General features: G+C 42.7%; 5 protein-coding genes. 3 read left to right on the plus strand and 2 right to left on the minus strand.

What is annotated here, in order from left to right; all coding sequences use genetic code 11:
* The first annotated feature begins 38 nt into the window (after nt 1-38).
* Both V7L05_RS27985 and V7L05_RS27990 read left to right on the plus strand, forming a co-directional pair.
* Nucleotides 39-638 carry a DUF1802 family protein gene (locus V7L05_RS27985; RefSeq protein WP_335169024.1) on the plus strand — a complete coding sequence of 200 codons (600 nt, stop codon included), beginning with the start codon at nt 39-41 and terminating at the stop codon, nt 636-638.
* 465 nt (nt 639-1,103) lie between these two features.
* A complete protein-coding gene (locus V7L05_RS27990) occupies nt 1,104-1,370 on the plus strand; it encodes a hypothetical protein (protein ID WP_335169025.1) in 267 nt (88 codons plus the stop codon).
* A gap of 84 nt (nt 1,371-1,454) precedes the next feature.
* Here V7L05_RS27990 and ggt read toward each other — a convergent pair whose 3' ends face one another.
* Complete coding sequence (gene ggt, locus V7L05_RS27995) at nt 1,455-3,278, minus strand: gamma-glutamyltransferase (protein WP_335169033.1); 1,824 nt, start codon at nt 3,276-3,278, stop codon at nt 1,455-1,457.
* Nucleotides 3,279-3,412: 134 nt separating this feature from the next.
* On the opposite strand from ggt, the gene V7L05_RS28000 reads away from it, so the two are divergent.
* On the plus strand, nt 3,413-4,150 hold the full coding sequence (locus V7L05_RS28000) for a phytochelatin synthase family protein (protein WP_335169027.1): 738 nt from the start codon (nt 3,413-3,415) through the stop codon (nt 4,148-4,150).
* Nucleotides 4,151-4,677: 527 nt separating this feature from the next.
* On the opposite strand, the gene V7L05_RS28005 is transcribed toward V7L05_RS28000, so the two are convergent.
* On the minus strand, nt 4,678-6,075 hold the full coding sequence (locus V7L05_RS28005) for a hypothetical protein (protein WP_335169029.1): 1,398 nt from the start codon (nt 6,073-6,075) through the stop codon (nt 4,678-4,680).
* Nucleotides 6,076-6,308: the final 233 nt, after the last annotated feature.

Raw genomic sequence — 6,308 nt, forward strand, 5'->3', positions numbered from 1 at the left:
ATCGGTTTTAGATTGAAATTAAATCAGAGTTACAGTAGATGCTGATGGAATTGACTACAACTTTTCATGCTCTCAAAGAATGGGCAGTCGCCGTAAATGCCTTGGAAAGCGGCAAAACAATTATGTTGCTCCGCAAAGGCGGTATCCATGAACGAAATGGACATTTCCAAGTTGCCCACAAGGAAATTTTGCTTTATCCTACTTATGAACATCAGCAAGCTTTCATGCTGAAATCTGAGTATGCCAATCGTGTTTATCCAGTCACATCAGGTTGGCATCCTGAAACAGTTCGCATCGGCAGTTGGGCTGAAATTACCGATATTTTGCCAGTGAGTGACGAGTCTATTGTCAACACTTTACTTCCCTTCCATATTTGGAACGAGCATTTTATTAGCGATCGCCTCAAATGGAAACCACGTCAACCCCTTTATATTCTCCTCCTGCGGACATATAAACTACCACAAGAGCAAGAAATTCCCTATTACGCCAAATACGCTGGGTGTAAGTCATGGATTGATTTAGATCAACCAATTCAGTTGCAAGCAGCAAAACCAGTTTTATCTAACTTTGCATACAGCGAATTAGTAGAGACAATTCGCGGCATTGTCGGTGATAAGTTGTATGCGCCATCCTTCTGATAACCCAAGTTGCTGCCCATAACCCCGACTTCTTCAAGAAGTCGGGGTTCTAAATCTAGCTTAAGTACAGGAGAATTCAGAATTCTGACTCTTTTTTTATAGTATTTAATCAACGGAACTTTATAAGTAATTCCCAAAATCTGCGCTTATATATGTAAGCAGAAAAACAAATAGTTTGATTGCAAACTCCAGTCAAAATAGTAGTTATTGTTACACACAAACAGAAAAAGCGCGGATACCATTAGAAAAATCTTCCCTAGCAAAGAAGTGAGGCAAAGCTGTTTACCTTTGTATCCTACTAGCAGCTTTCTCAAGGTATGACTTGTTAAGCAAGTATCCCGTAGTGGATAGAACTTAATTACACTTTGTCTAAAGTATTAGGCAAAAAATTACCCCCAAGGGTGATAATTAGCTTGACAAAAGTCTGCTATTATGCATCATTAGCTAAAAGCAAAGGAGTTTGCAATGCATCGACAAATGTGCTGGTTATCTAAGTCTGGTGGCGACGGAGAGAAAATTTTGTATTTGCAGACAGAACCCAATCAACCTTGGCGTCCCTACACAGCTTTTGGACATTTTGCAGTCCCAGATTATAAAATACAAGGTGGCTCTAAAGGTTGGGCAACTTATCAAAAACTTCTCAAAGCAGGTTGGACACTAGTACCTAGCACACGGGCAAACGAGTTTGGCAGCACCAGCAGCTATGCAGAGTCAACAGTCAAAAATCAATAAGGGCATTGGGCATTGGTCATTGGGCATTAGTTATTTTTCTGATCCACCTCATCCCCCTCATCTCCCTCATCTCCCTGATCCCCTTCACCACCCTCTGGGGGAACCTTCGCCGCGAGGATCAGCCGCCCCTTCTAGAGTTCCATCGGGTGTGAGAGCGATCGCATTACCATTACCCCAAGGAGGAGTTTCCTTAATTTTATGCCCTCGACGGCGTAATTCTTGCATAGTCAGAGCATCCAAACCCCAAGATTCGACATCCAACTCATCGGGAAGCCACTGATGATGTATGCGTGGAACAGAAACAGCTGCACCAACATCCATGTTGTATTCCAGCACATTCAGGATCACTTGCAACACTTGGGTGATGATCTTGCTACCACCAGGCGCACCTACTGCCATGCGGAAATGACCATTTTCTGTGACAATTGTGGGAGTCATGCTGGATAGGGGAGTTTTACGGGGTGCAATACTGTTGGCATCATTACCAACCAAACCAAAGGCATTAGGCACTCCTGGCGCAGCAGCAAAATCATCCATCTCATTGTTGAGGACAATTCCAGTTCCCGGTGTCACCACACCAGCACCAAAACCAAGGTTTATCGTAAAAGTCAGACTCACGGCGTTGCGTTCTTCATCCACAACACTAAGATGACTGGTTTGGGGAGATTCATGCCGAGTCGCGTGCAGTTTCAGAGATTGTGAAGATAACGGGATGATATTTTCTCCCCATTTCTGATTATTAGCTTGACTAAAACGTTGTAGCGTCTGTTTATCTATTGGCTTGATCTCGGTCGAGGGTCTAGCCACTTGCATATTAATTTCTTGACGGCGTTTTTTGGCGTAAGCTGGACTGAGAAGTTCTTGTACAGGGACTTTGACAAAATCTGGATCGCCTAAATATTGGGAGCGATCGGCGTAAGCAATCTTCATTGCTTCTACCATTAAATGTATCGCGTCAGGATGATGCCATCCTAAAGATTTTAAATCAGTGTCACCGATAATATTTAAAATCTGCAATAGATGAACACCTCCCGATGACGGTGGAGGCATTGAGCAAATTTTAGCTTTGCGAAAGTTTCCACAAACGGGAGTGCGCCAGATTGGTTTGTAGGCTTTGAGGTCTTCTAGAGTAATTAAACCACCATTTTTTACCATATCAGAAGCGATCGCCCGAGCAATACTTCCGGTGTAAAAACTTTGGGGATTTTGGGCAATAGCGGTTAAAGTGCGTGCCAAATCACGCTGCACTAGCATCTGGCCTGGTTGATAAAATTCGCCGTTGCGAGTGAAAATTTCCCGCGCGGCTGGATTGTTAAGAATTGCCTGCTTGCGGTTTTTATACTCTGGGAGCGAACGCCAAGTAACTTCAGGACTGAGGACAAAACCATCTTTAGCGAGTGCGATCGCTGGTTTGATCACCTCTTGCCAAGAAAGTTTACCATAGCGACGATGCAATTCATAAAGTCCCGCCACCGTTCCTGGTGTCCCTACTGCCAAATAACCATTAATACTTGCATTCGGACGCACCTTTCCTTCTGCGTCTAGATACATATTTCTTGTCGCTTTCAGGGGTGCGCGTTCCCGGAAATCTAGCGCTTTCATCTCGCCAGTTTTCTCAGAGTGCATCAGCAAAAATCCGCCGCCACCGATTCCCGCCGAAAAAGGCTCAACTACAGAGATTGCAAAGGTTGTGGCTACGGCTGCATCCACTGCATTACCACCTTTGCGTAACATCAAAATTCCCGCTTCACTTGCTAGGGGATGGGCTGAAACCACCATTCCCTTTTTGCTATGTAGGGGTAAAGTTAAGGCAGCTGAGGCAACTTGGCTGTAAAGTAAGACAGTCAAAGAAAAGATTGCGTAGGGGTAGCCCGCACAACGACCGCGTTCAGTGACCACCGCAGGCATTGCAACCCGCTTGGATTTAGCAACAGTAAGCATTTTTAGTTTAGTTATTGAGGCGATACAATTTTTTTCTAAAATATTATACTTGTTTAGCATCTTAGTGTGAGATTATATAATTTAAGAATTTTACAGTACTTATGAATACTATGTTAATAAAAACAAGCAAGACATTTTTCAAAGCTTTAACTATTGGATTATGTATCTCTAGCGGAAGCGTTCTCTCTCAGACATTACCGCTTTCCTCTAACTTAGTAGGTTTTAATACGCCGGAAGGTGAAAAATTATTAGTTGAGAGTAAATCAAAAGAAGACTTTTTTCCACTGATTATGCAATTCACCACTCAAAATAATCAGGCATATTGTGGTGTTGCTAGTATGGTTATGGTACTGAATAGTTTACAAATTCCAGCACCAGAAGCACTCCAATACAAGCCATATCGAGTATTTACTCAAGAAAACTTTTTTAATAATAATGCAAAAAAAGTGCTAACTCCTGAAGTTGTGTCTCAACAAGGTATGACTCTAGACCAGTTAGGAAAATTACTAGCCAGCTATGACCTTAAAGTTAATGTCTACCACGCTGCCGACACTAGTTTAGAGCAGTTCCGCAAACAAGCGGCAGAAAATTTAAAACAACCACAAAACTTCATTTTAGTAAACTATCTACGCAAAGAAATAGGTGAAGAGAAAGGTGGGCATATTTCCCCTTTAGCAGCATATAATGAGCAAACAGATAGATTTTTGATTCTTGATGTTAGTCGTTACAAGTATCCACCAGTTTGGGTAAAAACAGCAAATTTATGGAAAGCAATGCTCACAAATGATCCCTCATCAAATAAAAGCCGTGGCTTTGTATTTATAAGCAAAAGCCTTTGACATAACAATCTGTTTATTGAATTCATGAATCCTGCGATCGCCCATCCTCCATCTAAATAATGCGATCGGGAATATTTAAAATGTCAGCTAATACAAATACCTTAATTACACTAACTTTTCTGCGGCGGGGTAGCCCCTAAATTAATTTATGGGGGCTAGCCGCAGGCAAATTTATTCGCCCATTTGACTAGCGATTTTAGATTTTAGATTTTGGATTAAAAGAATTTTTGGTTCAAGCCCCGCCCGAAGTCAAGCGGAATAAATCTAAAATCCCAAATCTGTCTTGAAAAGTTTGCTCAAACTCCTCCACCCCCGCACGCAACTTTTGTCTTCGACACGCTCTTCGCGAACGCAAAATCTTCAAGCCTTGTCCCCTTGTGGGCGAGGTTAATCCAAAATCGCTTTCTCCAAAATCCAAAATTGTTTGACCAGCAACGTCTCTGACTAGCTCCCTATTGGTGCATGGTTCGATACCATTGATCTTGTGGTATACCAAAGCAACTGAAAATGTTTTGAATTTTGAATTGTTAATGATCTTCTGGGTGCAAACTGTACCAGCCATACCAGTGACGAACTGCTAGCCAGACTGCTGAAAGAAAACCTGCTAGGCTGAGGGTGAGGCCGCTGAACGGTACTAATAATCCAAAGATAGGTAACACTGCTCCAGCAATAGTGGCGATAATCGCAGCCAGGGAAGCGCTGCGGCTTGCTCCCAATCCCCATGTTAAAATTAGTAAGATGATAGAAATTAAAGTCCAAGCCAACTGAGCATTGATCACGCGAGCTAGATAGGTCAAAGTCAACAGACAAGCAAAGAAAATACTACCTGCGATCGCAATATTTCTGAAACTCATTGGCAGTGACAAATATAACAACAATATCCACCACAAAAATATTGCTGGTGCTAGTAATAAAAGCCGAGGAATAACGCCAGTGTGACTAACGGGGTCGGTGTTGGTAAACACTCCAAATGGATTTTTGACTGAAACATTATCGTCAAACTTCCAAGTAAATTGAGTAGTGCGTCCGTCAACTTTAATCTCATTAGGTACAACACCACTGGCAAAATCAGCCGGTGCAAAGTTAGCAATTGCGGTGAGGCGAAAATTAGAAAGCAACTGTCCTGTTGCGCTATAAACCCAGCAAGGTCCTCCTTGAGCCTGATAGGTGACTCGAAAGGTGGTTTGTTCCCCTGGTTGCAGCCGGAAGGGAAAACCATAATCTCCCGGATTGGTTTGTTGTAACCTAGTACCGTCACGCTCGACTTTGTAGCTAGCAAGCAGCGTGTAGCCGTTAGGCGGCAGTGCTTCAAAAAAGAAATTATTAATATCCTTGAGTTGGTTAACTACTTTATAATCAGCAGTGTATTCCACGCGATAAATTGAACTGCGCCCTGGAACATCTACGCTTTGGTCAAGCTTGACTTGAATTTGCGAACCACCCAACGTCAAGAAGCGGTTGATTTCTCGTGTTTCATTTACCTTGACAATCTTGCCATTGACTTGGGTGTTATAGGAGTATGGCTCTTGAATAGAGTAGCGCACTTGCGGGGCAGATTGTTCGAGCTTCTCACCTGCGACACTTTCGGCCACTTGAGCCACCCTTGCCTGTTCCCAATAGTGATAGCGATTGCTCAAAGTTGAACAGAGAAAAAATCCAGGTATTAACAGAACTAATACTAGAGTTAAATGCTGTAATCCGCGTAACAGTTGGGAATAACGAACAACCCATTCGCCAATAATTATCAGTTGTTCCGGCTGGTTGCGACGTAGAGAAAAACTTACAAGAGCGATAGCAACTCCCAAAGCTACGACCAAAAATACTAATAATAGTGAAGCTTTGAGCGCCTGGGTGACAAATTGGATAAGCTCAATCGGATGCGTCAAATCGGGTAATCCGGGAATACCTTGAGCAGAAGATGACATTGGTAGATTTTTGCAGAATTTGGAGAATCAGACCGATAAAATCTCTCAAAGGTTTCTGGAAAACAGTTTTATTTTATACGCAAGCTGGGAGTGATGCTAATAAACAAAGCATTAATAGTCCCTGAAAAAGTTCGTTTTTTGGTTGAGTCGATGAGGGATATTATTCCCCGCACCTCTCAGTTAGATCCGTGCGTACCCGTTTCCGTGTACACGGCTCCCGATGTTCTTAGCTT

The organism is Nostoc sp., from assembly GCF_036917755.1.
GTDB lineage: Bacteria > Cyanobacteriota > Cyanobacteriia > Cyanobacteriales > Nostocaceae > Nostoc.

Excerpts from the sequence above, each read along its gene's own strand:
- V7L05_RS27985 (WP_335169024.1), top strand. The coding sequence starts at position 39 with ATGCTGATGGAATTGACTACAACTTTTCATGCTCTCAAAGAATGGGCA.
- V7L05_RS27990 (WP_335169025.1), top strand. The coding sequence starts at position 1,104 with ATGCATCGACAAATGTGCTGGTTATCTAAGTCTGGTGGCGACGGAGAG.
- ggt (WP_335169033.1), bottom strand. The coding sequence starts at position 3,278 with ATGCCTGCGGTGGTCACTGAACGCGGTCGTTGTGCGGGCTACCCCTAC.
- V7L05_RS28000 (WP_335169027.1), top strand. The coding sequence starts at position 3,413 with ATGAATACTATGTTAATAAAAACAAGCAAGACATTTTTCAAAGCTTTA.
- V7L05_RS28005 (WP_335169029.1), bottom strand. The coding sequence starts at position 6,075 with ATGTCATCTTCTGCTCAAGGTATTCCCGGATTACCCGATTTGACGCAT.